This window comes from Azonexus sp. MM2026_4 (genome assembly GCF_055901855.1).
This window is the reverse complement of record NZ_CM148380.1, coordinates 846,295-859,815: the sequence shown is the minus strand read 5'-3', so window position 1 is coordinate 859,815 and position 13,521 is coordinate 846,295. Positions and strand designations below refer to the sequence as shown.

At 66.4% G+C, this 13,521-nt stretch carries 15 protein-coding genes; 4 read left to right on the top strand and 11 right to left on the bottom strand.

Annotated elements, in window-relative coordinates; all coding sequences use genetic code 11:
* Positions 1–57: 57 nt before the first annotated feature.
* Entirely contained in the window at positions 58–585 is a 528-nt protein-coding gene (locus AC0KWY_RS03980; RefSeq protein ID WP_474028358.1) for an RBBP9/YdeN family alpha/beta hydrolase, read from the bottom strand.
* 77 nt (positions 586–662) lie between these two features.
* On the opposite strand from AC0KWY_RS03980, the gene AC0KWY_RS03975 reads away from it, so the two are divergent.
* Both AC0KWY_RS03975 and AC0KWY_RS03970 read left to right on the top strand, forming a co-directional pair.
* Entirely contained in the window at positions 663–944 is a 282-nt protein-coding gene (locus tag AC0KWY_RS03975; RefSeq protein ID WP_474028357.1) for a type II toxin-antitoxin system Phd/YefM family antitoxin, read from the top strand.
* On the top strand, positions 941–1,351 hold the full coding sequence (locus AC0KWY_RS03970) for a PIN domain-containing protein (RefSeq protein ID WP_474028356.1): 411 nt from the start codon (positions 941–943) through the stop codon (positions 1,349–1,351). The genes AC0KWY_RS03975 and AC0KWY_RS03970 overlap by 4 nt, the downstream gene beginning before the upstream one ends.
* 14 nt (positions 1,352–1,365) lie before the next feature.
* Here AC0KWY_RS03970 and AC0KWY_RS03965 read toward each other — a convergent pair whose 3' ends face one another.
* Positions 1,366–2,310: an MBL fold metallo-hydrolase gene (locus AC0KWY_RS03965; protein ID WP_474028355.1), complete on the bottom strand. Its 945-nt coding sequence runs from the start codon at positions 2,308–2,310 to the stop codon at positions 1,366–1,368.
* Positions 2,311–2,389: 79 nt separating this feature from the next.
* Here AC0KWY_RS03965 and AC0KWY_RS03960 point away from each other — a divergent pair, with 79 nt between their 5' ends.
* Complete coding sequence (locus tag AC0KWY_RS03960) at positions 2,390–3,223, top strand: alpha/beta fold hydrolase (protein ID WP_474028354.1); 834 nt, start codon at positions 2,390–2,392, stop codon at positions 3,221–3,223.
* A gap of 19 nt (positions 3,224–3,242) precedes the next feature.
* Here AC0KWY_RS03960 and AC0KWY_RS03955 read toward each other — a convergent pair whose 3' ends face one another.
* From AC0KWY_RS03955 to AC0KWY_RS03940, 4 genes are read right to left on the bottom strand one after another with little or no spacing between them, the layout of a single operon-like run.
* On the bottom strand, positions 3,243–3,584 hold the full coding sequence (locus tag AC0KWY_RS03955; protein ID WP_474028353.1) for a hypothetical protein: 342 nt from the start codon (positions 3,582–3,584) through the stop codon (positions 3,243–3,245).
* Positions 3,585–3,617: 33 nt separating this feature from the next.
* Positions 3,618–4,688, bottom strand: coding sequence for a 3-deoxy-7-phosphoheptulonate synthase (locus tag AC0KWY_RS03950; RefSeq protein ID WP_474028352.1), 1,071 nt, complete (start codon positions 4,686–4,688; stop codon positions 3,618–3,620).
* A complete protein-coding gene (gene mfd, locus AC0KWY_RS03945; RefSeq protein WP_474028351.1) occupies positions 4,685–8,122 on the bottom strand; it encodes a transcription-repair coupling factor in 3,438 nt (1,145 codons plus the stop codon). The genes AC0KWY_RS03950 and mfd overlap by 4 nt, the downstream gene beginning before the upstream one ends.
* 54 nt (positions 8,123–8,176) lie before the next feature.
* Entirely contained in the window at positions 8,177–8,944 is a 768-nt protein-coding gene (locus AC0KWY_RS03940; protein WP_474028350.1) for a hypothetical protein, read from the bottom strand.
* A 92-nt stretch (positions 8,945–9,036) separates the two neighbouring features.
* Here AC0KWY_RS03940 and AC0KWY_RS03935 point away from each other — a divergent pair, with 92 nt between their 5' ends.
* Entirely contained in the window at positions 9,037–9,213 is a 177-nt protein-coding gene (locus AC0KWY_RS03935) for a hypothetical protein (protein ID WP_474028349.1), read from the top strand.
* Here the strand turns inward: AC0KWY_RS03935 and AC0KWY_RS03930 are convergent.
* From AC0KWY_RS03930 to AC0KWY_RS03910, 5 genes are read right to left on the bottom strand one after another with little or no spacing between them, the layout of a single operon-like run.
* The gene (locus tag AC0KWY_RS03930; protein ID WP_474028348.1) at positions 9,203–9,808 is read right to left on the bottom strand and encodes a hypothetical protein; all 606 of its coding nucleotides are present in this window, start codon (positions 9,806–9,808) and stop codon (positions 9,203–9,205) included. The two genes, AC0KWY_RS03935 and AC0KWY_RS03930, sit on opposite strands and share 11 nt — an antisense overlap.
* Positions 9,805–10,899: an AmmeMemoRadiSam system radical SAM enzyme gene (gene amrS / locus AC0KWY_RS03925; protein ID WP_474028347.1), complete on the bottom strand. Its 1,095-nt coding sequence runs from the start codon at positions 10,897–10,899 to the stop codon at positions 9,805–9,807. Before amrS ends, AC0KWY_RS03930 begins: the two co-directional genes overlap by 4 nt.
* Positions 10,893–11,441: an AmmeMemoRadiSam system protein A gene (gene amrA / locus AC0KWY_RS03920; protein WP_474028346.1), complete on the bottom strand. Its 549-nt coding sequence runs from the start codon at positions 11,439–11,441 to the stop codon at positions 10,893–10,895. Before amrA ends, amrS begins: the two co-directional genes overlap by 7 nt.
* A complete protein-coding gene (gene amrB / locus AC0KWY_RS03915) occupies positions 11,434–12,234 on the bottom strand; it encodes an AmmeMemoRadiSam system protein B (protein ID WP_474028345.1) in 801 nt (266 codons plus the stop codon). Before amrB ends, amrA begins: the two co-directional genes overlap by 8 nt.
* A gap of 10 nt (positions 12,235–12,244) precedes the next feature.
* Positions 12,245–13,501, bottom strand: coding sequence for an MgtC/SapB family protein (locus AC0KWY_RS03910; RefSeq protein ID WP_474028344.1), 1,257 nt, complete (start codon positions 13,499–13,501; stop codon positions 12,245–12,247).
* Positions 13,502–13,521 lie beyond the last annotated feature (20 nt).

Genomic DNA, 13,521 nt, shown 5'->3' with positions numbered 1-13,521 from the left:
CTTGGGAAGTCATCTGTTCGCTTGATTCTCGTGATACGTCTTGCCCGACATCATCGTTCAGGCACAAAGCTGCTGCAACAGCGCCTGGCCCGCCGGCCAGTCGCCGAGATTGCTGCTGGCGTTGATGTGACCGGCAGCGCCGATTTCGACCAGGCGACTGCCCCACGCCGCAGCGCAAGCCGCCGCGTGTTCGGACGAGCCGTAGGGATCGTCGCTGCTGGACACGACGATGCTGGGAAAGGAAAACGGCTGCATGGGGAGCGGCGAGAAACCGCTTGCCTCGATTGGAAAAGCCGCGCCGTCGGGATCGGGCACCGCCACCAGCAAGACCGCCCGGATCGGCGCATGCGCCCGCGCCGCCCAGTGCGCCACGGCCAGGCAGGCCAGGCTGTGGGCGACCACGACCACCGACGGCCCCAGGCGCTGCACCGTGCTTTCCAGCGCCGACGTCCATTCGGCACAGACCGGGTTGTCCCAGTCGCGCTGCGCGATGCGCACGAAATCCGGGTTACCGCGCTCCCAGCGCGACTGCCAGTGTTCCGGGCCGGAATTGCCGATGCCGGGGAAGATGAGGAGGGTGGGCATGGGGATCAAGGGATGTTGGGGGAAAAGTGCTTTGAAATTGGTTTGACAGTCGTTGTCGATGCTTGCAGACTAGGCAGATGACTAGTTTTGGTGAGGTTGCTATGCATACATGGCCAGTTCAGGATGCGAAAGCGCGCTTCAGCGAGTTTCTGGACGCCTGCCTGCAGGAAGGCCCCCAGATGGTAACGCGAAGAGGCGCGGAAACGGCAGTGCTGGTGCCCGTCCAGGAATGGCGGCGTCTGCAGACGGCGGCACGTCCCTCCCTGAAACAATTGCTGCTCTCCGAGCAGGCTCGCGTTGACCTGATCGTCCCGGCGCGCGGGCTGGCAAAGCGCCGCACCGTCGAGCAAATGCCGTGACGGCCATCTACCTGCTGGATACGAACGTGGTTTCCGAACTGCGCAGGCCGCGCCCGCATGGCGGCGTGCTTGCCTGGCTCGAATCGCTGGACGACGCCCAGCTCTACCTGTCCGCCGTGACCCTGGGCGAGATCCAGGCCGGTATCGAGATAACGCGGGAACAAGACCCGGACAAGGCCAAGGAAATCGAGGCCTGGCTGGAACTGGTGGCGGGCGCCTACAACGTCCTGCCGATGGATGCAGTGGTTTTCAGGGCCTGGGCGAAATTGATGCACGGCAAGTCCGATACGCTTTACGAAGACGCGATGATCGCCGCGACGGCGAAAGTACACGGGCTGACGGTGGCGACAAGAAACGTGGTGGATTTCAATGTCTTTGGCGTTGAGGTGTTCAACCCATTTGCTTAGTTGTTGCTTCGACGTTACGGCCGATGATCCAGCCAGTAAGCCAGCCCCTGCGCATTCAGTTCGAGGTCGGTTGCCAGGACGTCGAGGATTTCGGCTTCGGGCAAGGTGCAGCCGTGCGTCCGCAGGTCGGCCAGTAGCGCGTCGGTGATGCCCTGCTTGATCTTCGCGTGTCGCTCGGCGCCAGCATTGGCGTGGGCTTCGGCAATCGCCACGTGGCTGTCGAGGCGCTGGCGCAAGGCCGCGGCCTGCGTCGCCACGTCGTGTACCTGGGCATAGTGGGTCAGGTACATCGCCGTCGGGGAAAAGCTCATCAGGCGGTCGATCGAGGCATGCATTTCGACGGGGTCGAACTGCGTCGGCGAGGTTGTCGGCAGGATGAACTGGCGGCCGTCGACGTCGAATTCGCGGTACGACAGGCCGAACATGTCGCCGGTGAAAATGCCGCCGCTCTTGCGGTCGACGACGCAGATGTGATGCTTGGCATGGCCCGGCGTATCGATGCAGAGCAATTCCCGGCCGCCGAGTTGCAAGCTGAGTCCTTCGTGGGCGTCGATGATCCGTTCGGCCGCGATCGGCAGGATTTCGCCATAGACCTGGTCGACATAGTCCTGGCCATAGACGGCGGTGACGCCGGCGACCAGCTTGGACGGCTCGGCCATGTGGCGGGAACCGCGCGGATGCACCACCAGCCTGGCGTTCGGCAGTTCGCGCATGAGCGTGCCGGCGCCGCCGGCGTGGTCGAGGTGGATGTGGGTCAGGATGATGTAATCGACGGCGTCGCGGCCCAGGCCGAGTTTTTCGAGCGCCGCCAGGACGTTGGGCAGCGAATCGTTGCTCCCGGTATCGATCAGGGCGACCCGCCCGTCGTCGACCAGCAGGTGTATCGCCGCCAGGATCGGCCGCACATAGCCCGCATCGAAAGCGTAGATGCCGTTCTTGTAATCGCGCCAGTCAAACATGCGTTCTCCTCGTTGGCTTTTTTAGTATTTGGGGGCCCCGATTATACTGGCGGGCCTTCGAATTTCCGCCCCCGCTCCGATGACGCATTTCCCCGCCGACGACGGCGAAAACATCCATCTTCATGTCTCCGGCGCAGGCTCGCCGCTGATCCTGCTGCACGGCTGGACGTCGAGTCATCAGGAGTGGACGCCGTTCCTCGCCGCGCTTGCCGCCCGGCACCGGGTTTATCGCTGGGACGCCCGCGGTCACGGCGGGCATGCGCTGGCCCATCCCGGTTCGGCGACGGTCGAGCGGATGGCCCGCGACCTGAAGAACCTGATCGACCGCTACAAGATCGCCAACGCGACGGCGGTCGGCCATTCGATGGGCGCCCTGACTCTGTGGCAATACCTGCGCGACCACGGTACGCACGGCCTGGGCAAGCTGTGCCTGATCGACCAATCGCCCAGGCTGCTCACCGACGACGACTGGGACCATGGCATCTATGGCAATTTCGGCGCCGACCGCAACCGGCAGCTGATCGACTGGCTGCGCGAGGATTTTGCCGAAGGTGTGCTGAAGCTGACGGCGCTCGGCCTCAACCAGCGCGCCCGACAGAAATACGAGGAAAACGCCAGCGGCTGGGAGCGCCTGCGCCAGGCCTTGCGCGGCCAGAACCCGGAACCGCTGATTCACTGCTGGCAAAGCCTGACTGCCGCCGACTACCGCGACGTGCTGGCGCGGATTTCATTGCCGACACTGCTCGTCTATGGCGGCCAGAGCAATTTCTACGGCGGCGAAACGGCGCGTTATGTCGCCGACACCATCCCCAACGCCATCCTCAACATCTACGAGGGCAGCGACCATTCGCCGCACCAGTGGCAACGCGAACGCTTCGTCCGCGAGTTGCTGGCATTCATCGACGGCAAGTGAGGTTTTTCCTTGCCGACGGTCAGCGCTCCAGGCGCGGCATGGCGAGCCCGGCGGGCAGCCAGCTCTGGATGGTGAATAGCGCGTCGTTGGCGTGGGCCACCAGTACGAGTTGCGCGTCCAGGGTGGGCTTGATCTGGGTCTGCATGTTGGGGATGTCGCGGTGTTTCTCGAACTTGGTCATGAACACGTGGTGCGCCTGATTGACCTGCATCAGCGTCTCGCGGCAGCGGTCGATGACCTGGAAGGTCATCGGTTCGATGCCGGTGAGGACGTTGTCGAGGAACTTCGTCTTGTTGGTGCAGTAGTGGTGCAGGGTTTCCAGCTCACGCGAAACGTTGTACAGCGACTCGGTGGTGCTCATGCCTGACTCTCCAGAAATGGCGAAAAAATGGAATTAGCCGATGCGCTCCGGCAGCACGTCGCGCAGCAGCACGGCGGCGTCGCGCAGCATCTTCTCGGTGGCGTCCCAGCCGACGCAGCCGTCGGTGACCGAGCAGCCGTATTTGAGCTGGGCGAGGTCGGCGGGGATCGGCTGGTTGCCGGGCTCGATGTTGGACTCGATCATCACGCCGAGGATCGACTTGTTGCCGGCGCGGATCTGGTTGACCACGTCGGCCATGACCAGCGGTTGCAGTTCCGGCTTCTTGGAGCTGTTGGCGTGCGAGCAGTCGACGACGATGTTGGTCGGCAGCTTGGCCTTGACCATCGCCTGTTCGGCGACGGCGACCGAGACGGTGTCGTAGTTCGGGCCGCTGTCGCCGCCACGCAGCACGACGTGGCCATAGGCGTTGCCGGTGGTGCGGACGATGGCGACGCGGCCTTCGTTGTTCAGACCGAGGAAGGAGTGCGGGCGCGAGGCGGAGAGGATGGCGTTGGTGGCCACGGTGAGGTCGCCGCTGGTCGCGTTCTTGAAGCCGACCGGCGTGGACAGGCCGGACGACATCTCGCGGTGCGTCTGCGATTCGGTGGTGCGGGCGCCGATCGCGGTCCACGTGATCAGGTCGCCGTAGTACTGCGGGCCGTAGGGATCGAGCGCCTCGGTGCCGGCGGGCAGGCCGAGTTCATTGACCTGGAGCAGGAAGTCGCGGGCCTTCTGCATGCCGACGTCGACCTGGAAGGAGTCGTCCATGAACGGATCGTTGATGTAACCCTTCCAGCCGACCGTAGTGCGCGGCTTCTCGAAATAGACGCGCATGATGATCTGCAGCGTGTCGCCGACTTCGTCGGCGAGCGCCTTCAGGCGGCGGGCGTAGTCCATGCCGGCGACCGGGTCGTGGATCGAGCAGGGGCCGACGACGACGAACAGGCGGTGGTCCTTGCGATCGAGGATGTTGCGCAGCAGGTCGCGGCCTGCGCTGACGGTGGCTTCGGCCTGGGCGGAAAGCGGCAGTTTCTGGTGGATTTCCGCCGGCGTCGGCATCGCGTCGAAGGCGGAAACGTTGATGTTTTCGAGGATCTGGGTCATTTGGTCAGCTCGCGTATCATGTCCTTGACCGCCGCAACCTTGTCCTGCAAGGCCGGGCAGTGGCGCAAAAGTGAAATCTTATCCTGTCCGGCCAGCTTATAGCTGCGGTTCTTCTGGATCAAATTGATGATCCTGATCGGTTCGATAGGCGGATTCTTCGAGAATTCCGGGGCGAACTGGATCGTCACCTGGTCGTTGCCGGCGTCGAGCTTCTGCACCAGCAGCGGCTTGACCAGCAGGCGCAGCCGGTGCGTGGCGACCAGCGCCTGCGCCTGCAGCGGTAGTTCGCCGAAGCGGTCGACCAGTTCTTCCTGCAGCGCGTCGATGTCGTCGTCGGCCTCGCAGTTGGCCAGGCGCTTGTACAGCGTCAGCCGCTCGTGCACGTCGGGGCAGTAGGCGTCGGGCAGCAGCGCCGGGGTGCGCAGGTTGATTTCGCCGCTGACACCGATCGGTTGCGTCAGGTCGGCGGTTTCCAGCACCTTGCCCTGTTTCAGGTGGGCGACGGCACGGTTGAGCATTTCGCTGAACATCGTGAAGCCGACTTCCTGCATCTCGCCCGACTGGTTGTCGCCGAGCACCTCGCCGGCGCCGCGGATTTCCAGGTCGTGCATGGCCAGGAAGAAGCCGGAACCGAGTTCCTCCATCATCTGGATCGCTTCCAGGCGCTGCTTCGCCTGCTTGGTCATCGCCTTCTCGTCCTGCACCAGCAGGTAGGCGTAGGCCTGGTGGTGCGAACGGCCGACCCGGCCGCGCAACTGGTGAAGCTGGGCGAGGCCGAATTTCTCGGAGCGGTTGATCAGGATGGTGTTGGCGTGCGGGTTGTCGATGCCGGTTTCGATGATCGTCGTGCACAGCAGCAGGTTGGCGCGCTGGCCGGTGAAGTCGCGCATCACCTTTTCCAGTTCGCGCTCGTTCATCTGGCCGTGACCGATGACGATGCGCGCTTCCGGCACCAGTTTTTCGAGCTTCTCACGCATGTTCTCGATGGTGTCGACCTCGTTGTGCAGGAAGTACACCTGGCCGCCGCGCTTCAATTCGCGCAGCACCGCTTCGCGGATGATGCCGTCGGAGAACTTGCTGACGAAGGTCTTGATCGCCAGGCGCTTCTGCGGTGCCGTGGCGATCACCGAGAAGTCGCGCAGGCCTTCCATCGACAGCGCCAGCGTGCGCGGGATCGGTGTCGCGGTCAGCGTCAGCACGTTGACCTCGGCGCGCATCGCCTTCAGCGTTTCCTTCTGGCGCACGCCGAAGCGGTGTTCCTCGTCGATGATGACCAGGCCCAGGCGATTGAATTTCACGTCCTTGCCGATCAGCTTGTGCGTGCCGATGATGATGTCGATCTTGCCCTCGGCCAGGTCCTGCAGCGCCTGCGCGGTTTCCTTGGCGGTCTTGAAGCGCGAGATTTCGGCGACCTTGACCGGCCAGTCGGCGAAACGGTCGACGAAGGTCTGGTAATGCTGTTCGCAGAGCAGCGTGGTCGGGCAGAGCACGGCCACCTGCTTGCCGCCGGCGACCGCGCAGAAGGCGGCGCGCAAGGCGACCTCGGTCTTGCCGAAGCCGACGTCGCCGCAGACCAGGCGGTCCATCGGCTTGCCCGACTTCATGTCGGCGATGACCGCGGCGATGGCCTGCGCCTGGTCGGCGGTTTCCTCGAAACCGAAGCCGTCGGCGAAGGCTTCGTAGTCGTTTTCCGAAAAATCGAAGGCGTGGCCCTGGCGAGCGGCGCGCGCGGCGTACAGCGCGAGCAGCTCGGCGGCGGTGTCGCGTGCCTGCTCGGCGGCCTTGCGCTTGGCTTTTTCCCATTGGCCGGAACCGAGCGTGTGCAGCGGCGCGGCGTCCGGTTCGGCGCCGGAATAACGCGAAATCACGTGCAGTTGCGCCACCGGCACGAAGAGCTTGGCGTCGTTGGCGTAGTGCAGTTCGAGGAATTCCTGCTCGCCGAGGCCGAGGTCCATCCGTACCAGACCGCGATAGCGGCCGATGCCGTGGCTTTCGTGCACCACCGGGTCGCCGACCTTGAGCTCGGTGAGGTCCTTCAGCCAGTTGTCGAAGCTCGCCTTGCGCGCCGCTTCGCGCCGGGTGCGGCGCGGGCTGCCGGCGAACAGCTCGGTTTCGCTGACGAAGGCGACCTGGTCGAGGGCAAAGCCCTGCTGCAAGGGGCCGACGGCCAGCGCCAGCGTTTCCTTGCCGCTGGCGAAGGCGGCAAAGTCGGCGCAGGCGGCGGGCTTGAGGCCGTGTTCGGCGAACATCGCGGCCAGCGTCTCGCGGCGGCCGGCGGTCTCGGCGAGCAGCAGCACGCGCCCGGGATAGCTGGCGAGATGGTTCTTCAAGGCGCCGAGCGGATCGTCGCTGCGCCGGTCGACGGCGATATTGGGCAGCTTGCCGGTGGCGGCGTTCCTGGCGTCCAGCGCCAGCCGGCCGTAAGATTTTGCCGCGACGAAGAAGGCTTCGTCGGTCAGGAACAGTTCTTCCGGCGCCAGCAGCGGCCGCGCCTTGTCGCCCTGCAGCAGGTTGTAGCGCGAGCGGGTGTCGTTCCAGAAGGCGGCGATGGCGGCCGGCGCGTCGCCGTGGGTGACGAAGATCGCGTCCTTGGGCAGGTAGTCGAACAGCGTCGCCGTCTCGTCGAAGAACAGTGGCAGGTAGTACTCGATGCCGGCGCTGGCGATGCCGGTCGAGATGTCCTTGTAGATGCCGGACTTGGCCGGGTCGCCCTCGAAACGCTCGCGGAAGGCCTGGCGGAAGTGGGTGCGGCCCTTGTCGTCGAGCGGGAATTCACGCGCCGGCAGCAGGCGGACTTCCGGCACCGGGTAGACGGTGCGCTGGGTGTCGACGTCGAAGGTCTTGATGCTCTCGACCTCGTCGTCGAACAGGTCGAGCCGGTAGGGCAGTTGCGAGCCCATCGGGAAGAGGTCGATCAGGCCGCCGCGGATCGAGTATTCGCCGGGCGACACCACCTGGGTGACGTTGGCGTAGCCGGCCAGCGTCACCTGGGCGCGGAACTTCTCGGCGTCGAGCGTCTGGCCCTTCTTGAACTCGAAGGTGTAGGCGGCCATGAATTCCGGCGGCGCCAGCCGATTGACCGCGGTTGCCGCCGGCACCAGCAGGATCTGCACCTCGCCCTGCAATGCCGCCCACAGCGTCGCCAGGCGTTCGGAAACGAGGTCCTGGTGCGGCGAGAAATGGTCGTAGGGCAGGGTTTCCCAGTCCGGCAGCAGGCGCACCTTGAGCTGCGGCGCGAACCAGGGGATTTCTTCCAGCAGGCGCTGCGCGTCGGCGGCACTGGCGGTGACCACGGCCAGCGTCCGGCCGGGGTGGGCGGCGGCCAGTCCGGCCAACGCCAGCGCATCGGCCGAGCCGGCAAGCGGTGCGAGATCGACGCGCTGCCCGGGTTTGGGTAGGGCGGGAAGTTGTATCAGGGAGGGGGCAGCGGACACGGCGGCAGGGTCAAACGACGGGGCTGGGATTATAGCCGTTGGCGCGCCCGCCCCCTACGGCGTCAGGCCAATCTCGCGCGCGGTGAGCGGGCCGATCACCGCCTGGCGCAGGCTGGCCGGCATCTCCGCCTGATCCTTGGCCAGCGGGATGCGGCCGCCCATGATTTCGGCCAGCCGCTGCGGCAGCAACGGTTGCCGCTCCGGTTCGGCGTAGCCGTCGGGGAAGACAGGCTGCAGGGTGCGCAAGTCGTATTTGTCGGTGGCGCCGAAGGTGTGCAGCATTTCGTGGGCGATGACGACGGCGTTCTGGCGCTGCTGGCGGCGGCTGGCAAAGGCGTGGATCAGGCCGAGCTGGCCCTTGCTGAGGCCGACCGAGTGATCGAGCCGTTCGTTGCTGTCCGGGTCGTGATAGAGGACGAAGAGGCGGATCTGCGGCGGTGGCCCGGCAATGTCGTCGTGTTTTGCCGCCCACCAGCGCAGCTTGAGGCTCCACAGCAGGTTGTCGAGGGCGCTGCCGCCGGCCGCCGGTAGCGGCGGCAAGGCCTGCTGCGCCGGGGCGACGCGGACGACGACCGGTTGCAGCACGCGTTTGCCGTGGCGCTGCATTTCCTGATCGATCCACTGGCCGATTTCTGCGAAGCTGTCGTTGTCCAGGGTTTTCAGGTAGTCCGCGGTTTTCGGCGATCCGTCGGCGGCGAGCGGGTAAAGCGCGACATGGACGGTGCGCTCCCAGGATGTCAGCCGGCTTTCCGCGCGCCAGGCGGCAAGAGCGACGGTGGCCAGGGCGAGAAGCAGGAACAGGATGCGGAATTTGCGGAACATGGGGATTTGCATGAGGGGGATGCGCAAGTCGAGGGCTGCATTATATGATCGCGCTATCGCGTTCAGACCATCTGCATTTTTGTTTCAATCACATGACCATCTTTGACGAAAAACGTGCCGGCCGCGAACGCCGCAGCAACCCGCATGGCACCCCGAAATACGGGGTCGAACGCCGCAACGGGGAACGGCGCCAGATCAGCCTGGAAGAGATCTCTTTCGTCGAATGGGCGACCAAGTTCGCCGAATACAAGAAACAGCTCAAGAAGTAGCCGGTCGCGGCAAGCGCTGCGCGAACCATTTCACCGCCGGTACGGCGGGATTGTCCTCGGCCGTCAGGCGCTGTGCTTCGAGCGGGCAGGACAGATACTTGAGCGCCCGTTGCCAGGCTTGCGACGAATTCTCTTCCGTCGTCGAGAACAGCATCAGCAGCGGCGCCGTCAGCAGTTCCAGCGCCTGCACGCCAGCCCGGTCGATCAGGCCGTCGCAGACGCAGAGCGCCAGGACCTGACGGTCGCGCTGGGCGGCCACGCGAACCGCCGCCGGCACCAGTTCATCCCGGGCGTGGATGGCGCAGGGCAGATGTTCCATGTCGCCGTCGCCGCGGATCAGGTCGAGGATGTCGAGCAGGCGACGGGTCAGGCGGGCGACGTCCTGCGTCGCGTCGGCAAACTGCACCTCGCGGCCGTTCAGCAGTTCCATCGCCAGCACGGCGTAGCCGTTCTGCTGGAAGGTCGTGCCGACGGCATCGTCAACCGCGACCCGGTGCGGCTTGGGCAGCAGCACCAGGCCTTTGGCATTGTCCGGCAGCGCCAGTTGGCCGTGCAGGCGGCCGGTCGGCGTATCGAGCAGGATGTCGCGTCTCATGCGGCGATCCTCACCGGCACGCGGCGGGCGCCGAAGGCCTGGCCCTGGCGGCCGAGTGTCGGCCCGAAGCGGCCAGCCAGCGCGCTGCCGCAGTGCGGACAACAGCCTTTGGCATCGAGCGCGTAGCGGCGGATCTCGTACCAGTCGCGGACGATCAGCGGTGCCTGGCAGTGCGCGCAGAAGGTGGTGCCGCCGTCGGTATCGTGCACGTTGCCGGTATAGACGTGTTGCAGGCCGGCGTCGCGGGCGATGCGGCGGGCCCGGGCGAGCGTCGCGGCCGGCGTCGGCGGCAACTGGTCCAGCTTCCAGTCGGGGTGGAAGGCGGTGAAGTGCAGTGGGACCTCGGCGCCGAGTTCGGCGTGAACCCATTTCGCCAGCGCGTCGATTTCGCCGTCGCTGTCGTTTTTGCCGGGGATCAGCAGGGTGGTGATTTCCAGCCAGCAATCCGTTTCATGGCGGATCAGCGTCAGCGTGTCGAGCACCGGTTGCAGCCGGCCGCCGCACAGGCTGCGGTAGAAGTCGTCGGTGAAGGCCTTGAGGTCGACGTTGGCGGCGTCCATCACGGCGAAGAATTCGCGCGCCGGCGCCGGGTGGATGTAGCCGGCGGTGACGGCAACGTTGCGCACGCCGGCGGCGCGGCAGGCCTGCGCGGTGTCGATGGCGTATTCGGCGAAGATCACCGGGTCGTTGTAGGTGTAGGCCACGGCGTCGGCGCCGTGGCGGCGCGCCGCTGCGGCGATGGCGGCGGGGGACGCGCTGTCCATCAGGCGGTCCATGTCCTTGGAGCGCGAGATGTCCCAGTTCTGGCAGAACTTGCAGGCGAGATTGCAGCCGGCGGTGCCGAAGGAGAGGATGCTGCTGCCCGGGTAGAAATGGTTGAGCGGCTTCTTCTCGATCGGGTCGATGCAGAAGCCCGACGAGCGCCCGTAAGTGGTCAGCTGCATCTGTCCGTCGACCATGCGGCGGACGAAGCAGGCGCCGCGCTGCCCTTCGTGCAACTGGCAGTCGCGCGGGCAGAGGTCGCACTGCAGCCGCCCGTCCGGCAAGGCGTGCCACCAGCGGCCGGGATGCGCCGATTCGGGATTCAGCATGGGTCTTCCTTCCATTTGCGCACCGCGTAGCGCGCCAGGCGGACGTCCGGCCCCCAGTAGCTGGCCGGCAGCCCGGCCTTCTGGCGCAGGCGGGCGAGGAAGTCGGCCGGCTCGGGCAGTTGTTCCCAGACCTGCGGCAGGAAGGTGGCGCGCCGGCTGCCGGCGGTGAGGATGACGCCGTCGACGCCGGGGTGCAACTGGCGGCAGGCGTCGGCTTCGGAGGCGACCGGCAGCGGCTCGGCCGGTGTCAGCAGCGAGACCTCGACGCGGGTACGCGCCAGTTCGCTCGCTACCAGCGGCGGGAAGCGCGGATCGCGCAGGGCGGCGGCGCGGGCGTTGGCGCGCACGTCGTCGAGCAATGGCCGGTGTGCTTCGAGGCTGCCGATGCAGCCGCGCAGTTCGCCGCCCTGGGTCAGGGTGACGAAGGTGGCGCCGGGTTCGTGCAGCGCTGCCAGGTCTGGTGCGGCGGGTGCCGGTTCGCCAAGCGCTTCGGCGATGGCGGCGCGGGCGTGGCGCAACAGGGCGTTGCCGAGTTCATCCATGATCGGCCTCGTGGAAGGCGAAGGCGGCGTAACCGACGACACGCTGGCGGTCGCCGGCGGTGTCGCCGGAGTTGCACAGGTCGAGCAGGGTCGGTCGCAGGCCGTGGCGTTGCGCGGCGAGCAGCAGACCGTTGACCGGGAAGGCACCACAGGCCTGGTGCGGGTCGATGTCCGTCGCCAGATCGAGGATGTGGCGGCAGGTCTCGCCGTCGACCTGTTGCGCCGTGGCGTAGGGCAGGAAATGCGACAAGTCGGAGCTGATGACGAGCAGCGTCTCCGGCCCGCCCCACAGCCGTTCGAGCACTTCGGCGACGGCCTCTGGCGACGCTTGGCCGACCGCCAGCGGCAGCAGGCTGAAGTCGTCGAGGGCGCGCTGCAGGAAGGGCAGATGAACCTCCAGCGAGTGTTCCCGGGCGTGCGCCGCATCGCTGACGACGACCTGCGGCAGACCGGCGAGCGCGGCGCGGGCGGCGACATCGATGCGCACTTCGCCGAGCGGCGTGGCGAAGGCTTCGCTGGCCGGCAGCGCCAACCCATGGACGGCGACGCGGTGGGTCGGCCCGAGCAGCACGACGCGGCGGATCGTCGCCCGCCACGGCGCCAGCGCCGCGTAGGCGCGGGCGGCGGTCGGCCCGGAATAGACGTAGCCGGCGTGCGGCACGATCAGCGCCTTGGGCTGCGCCATCGTCGATCCCGGCGCGGCGGCGAGCAGGCGGTCGACATCGGCCTGCAGGCTGGCCGCCGAGGCCGGGTAGAACATGCCGGCGACGGCCGGCGGGCGGATCGCGTTCATCATTCCTCCTTCACACCAGCAGCAGGCCGACGCCCATGCCGGCGCCGATCGCCAGCAGGCCGGGCAGCGCGTGGCGGGCCAGCGTCCGGCCGCCGATGCTGATCACCAGGCCGATCTTGAACACCAGGTTGGCGATCAGCGCCAGCGTCACGGCGATCACCGCGTCGGCGGCAAGCACGCGTTCGAGGTTGAACATGCGCAGCGTGGACAGCACGCTGGCGTCGGCGTCGGTCAGGCCGGAGACCAGGGCGACGATGTAGAGACCGCTGTTGCCGGCGATGTCCTGCAGCCAGGCGGCGGCGAGCAGGACGACGGCGTAGAGCAGGCCGAAGGAAACGGCGGTCTTCAGTTCGGTCGGGTTCTTCACTTCCGGCATCGGCAGTTCGCCGGCTTCGCTGAGGATCTTCCAGCCGTACAGCGACATGATCACGCCGGGCACGATGCCGCACGCAAAAATGACGGCAATCGGCCCGATCAGCCCGGGGGCGACGATGCTGGCGATGATGCCGAGGCGGATCATGACCATGACGTTGGCGATCAGGATAACGATCGCCGACATGCGTACCAGGTGGCCGTGTTCGGCGGCGTGCCGGGAGAACATCATGGTCGTCGCGGTTGACGACGCCAGGCCGCCGAAGATGCCGAGCACGGCGGCGCCGTGGCGGGCGCCGATGATGCGCAGGGCGAGGTAGCCGGCGAGCGCCAGGCCGGAAATCAGCACCACCATCCACCAGACCTGGCGCGGGTTGATCGCCGCGTAAGGGCCGAAGCTGGCGTTCGGCAGGATGGGCAGGATGACCAGCGAGAGCACGGCGAACTGCAGGATGGAATTGAGATCCTTCGGCGTCGTTCGTTCGCTGAACTGTTTCAGCTCGGCCTTGAAGTAGAGCAGCACCGTCGTCGTGATCGCCAGCATCACCGCCAGCGTCGCGTAATCCAGCCAGACCGCGGCGCCCAGGCCGTAGGTGACGATGATCGCCGCTTCCGAGGTGAAGCCGCGATACTGCTCTTCCTGCTGCGTGGAAAAATTGGAAGCGACCATCGATATCGCCAGCACTACCAGGCCGACCGCCAGTAGCCAGGGATTGCCGCTTTTCTCGCCGAGCATGGCGAACAGGCAGCCGAGCATGGCGACCAGTGAGAAGGTGCGCAGGCCGGCGGCGGAGTCCGGCCGCCGCTCCCGTTCCATGCCGATCAGCAGGCCGATGCCGAGCGCGGTGGCGAATGCTTCGACCGGTGCGGCCAGTTCGGGAGCGACGAAACTCATGCCCATCCTCTCTTTTGCGT